We start from the raw sequence: 1,826 nt of genomic DNA, 5'->3' as shown, positions 1-1,826 counted from the left end.
AAAGTTATGAGCTTCTTTTCTTTCTACATTTACTAAAAATTGACAATAATAACCGTTACTCACGTCTAACAACTCTTACACGATTTATTTGTTGTTCTGAATACCAGACTAAATCACGGCTAGTCCAAAGTTCAAATACACCAGCTTTAAAACCATCTTTAAACTCAATTTTCTTTCTGTCTGGAGATAGTTTATAACCTGTTGTTTTGTACTCTACTGAGCGGGTAAATTTCTTAAATTTAGGATAGCCTTTTTTACCTGGTAATTTCAGTCTACAATTTTTGTAGAATCGTTGTATTGATTGCCATGCCCTGTCGGCTGATGCTTGTCTTGCTTGAGAGTTTAACTTTTTTACCCAAGGAAAATTGGCATCTTTTGCTAGTACAGAACAAAGATGCATGTAAGTCATTGCGTTTGACATCTTTATTATCCATCCAATAACGCAAACAACTGTTTCTGATGAATTGACCTGTTAATATCATTTCATCTAAAACTTTGTACTGATTTTGACTGCCTTTTAATTTGGCCTCAATTACTAGCAAAGCTATTGTTAATTCCTCGACTACATTTATTATTATAACTAATTTTACCTGAAATGTCTACTGGATAAACTTTTAGTAGAAGTTGTAGCAACTCTTAAACAAGTTGTTTGTGTAAAAGGGTGATATTTCTATATTTGTTTGCTAGTCTACTTTTTTGCTGATTTGGAAAAAACCCAAAAAGCCTGTTTCCGAAATCTGAGAAACAGGCTTTAATCAAAAATAATCAAAGTATTTAGTTTATTTGTACTTGAGTGTTGTTGTTATTTTGTTTGTTTGAGAGATAGAATTTCTTCTTGCAAGGTTTCGAGTTCCTTCTGCTGTTGTTTAACAACCTTAGTTAAAATTGCAATAACATCCATAGTCTTAACTGCCTTGTGTTCGTCAGAGCTGATTAAATCTGGAACTTCTTCTGCAATAAAACCAGCATTTAGAGTTTTGCCCTCATCAGCAATGTAATTATATTTGACTGGGTTGAGGTCTGCTAAAATATAAACTGCCTCTTGACTGGACAGACTGGCGAAATTTTCTTTTAATTCTTTCGATGAACCTTGAGAAACACTACCTCTTACTGTCAGGTTTCCGTTTGGCCAAAAAACAGCACCTCGCTGTGTAAATTGATAACCTCCATTTACATAAGGAACAATCCATAGCTGAGTATGATCGCTTGGAGCTTTAACTAGCCAAGCATTCCTGGAACCATCATTGAAAAACAGAGTTTCCCCTGATAACCTTGCCGTTCCTCCTATTACAGGTGAAGCAAGAAATGACAAGCCAGCAACTAGCAAAATCATCAAGGTAGTTACTAAAGCAAAAACCCTAGTCTTCTTTCTTACTAATATAGCAACAAAGTTACTCATTCTATCCTCCTCAAAACAATTGGACTGATTTGGGAAAAGATATCAAGAAATTTTATTAGTTTAGCAAAAAACAAATAAAGATGTCAATAAACTACCTAAAACAACAAAACATCTTTCCCATGTATCAGAAAGATGCTTTGTTAAATATTACCCTGGCATTGAGCTATTTTCACATGGGGCTACCCCCAAAGTATCTTCGCCAGCGCTACGTTTCACTTCCGAGTTCGAGATGGATCGGAGTGGTTCCATAGCCTCATAAACACCAGGAATAACTAGAAACAATGAAGGCTGCATAGTTGTGAAGTCAAAGATTGGAATGGAGGTCAAGCCCTCGGTCTGTTAGTGTGTCTTAGCTCCATACATTACTGCACTTCCACTTAACACCTATCAACGGGTCGTCTTCCCGTGACCTTACCTACCTAACGTA

Annotated in this window: 2 protein-coding genes and 2 rRNA genes; all 4 read right to left on the bottom strand. The window is 36.0% G+C overall.

Annotated features, from left to right (window positions below):
* Positions 1-55: 55 nt before the first annotated feature.
* Positions 56-421 (bottom strand): hypothetical protein, encoded by a 366-nt coding sequence (locus F6K22_RS39985; RefSeq protein ID WP_363275472.1) that lies wholly within the window; start codon positions 419-421, stop codon positions 56-58.
* 381 nt (positions 422-802) lie between these two features.
* Complete coding sequence (locus F6K22_RS39980) at positions 803-1,399, bottom strand: tail fiber domain-containing protein (protein WP_293110629.1); 597 nt, start codon at positions 1,397-1,399, stop codon at positions 803-805.
* 150 nt (positions 1,400-1,549) lie between these two features.
* Positions 1,550-1,666, bottom strand: a 5S ribosomal RNA gene (gene rrf / locus F6K22_RS39975).
* Between the two features lie 52 nt (positions 1,667-1,718).
* Positions 1,719-1,826: ribosomal RNA gene (locus F6K22_RS39970) — 23S ribosomal RNA — on the bottom strand; the annotation flags it as partial.

This window comes from Okeania sp. SIO2F4 (assembly GCF_010672385.1).
Taxonomy (GTDB): domain Bacteria; phylum Cyanobacteriota; class Cyanobacteriia; order Cyanobacteriales; family Microcoleaceae; genus Trichodesmium.
This window is presented reverse-complemented; position numbering and strand designations above follow the sequence as displayed.

Bases quoted from the DNA above. Each gene is read 5' to 3' on its own strand.
- F6K22_RS39985 (WP_363275472.1), bottom strand. From the start codon at position 421: ATGTCAAACGCAATGACTTACATGCATCTTTGTTCTGTACTAGCAAAA.
- F6K22_RS39980 (WP_293110629.1), bottom strand. From the start codon at position 1,399: ATGAGTAACTTTGTTGCTATATTAGTAAGAAAGAAGACTAGGGTTTTT.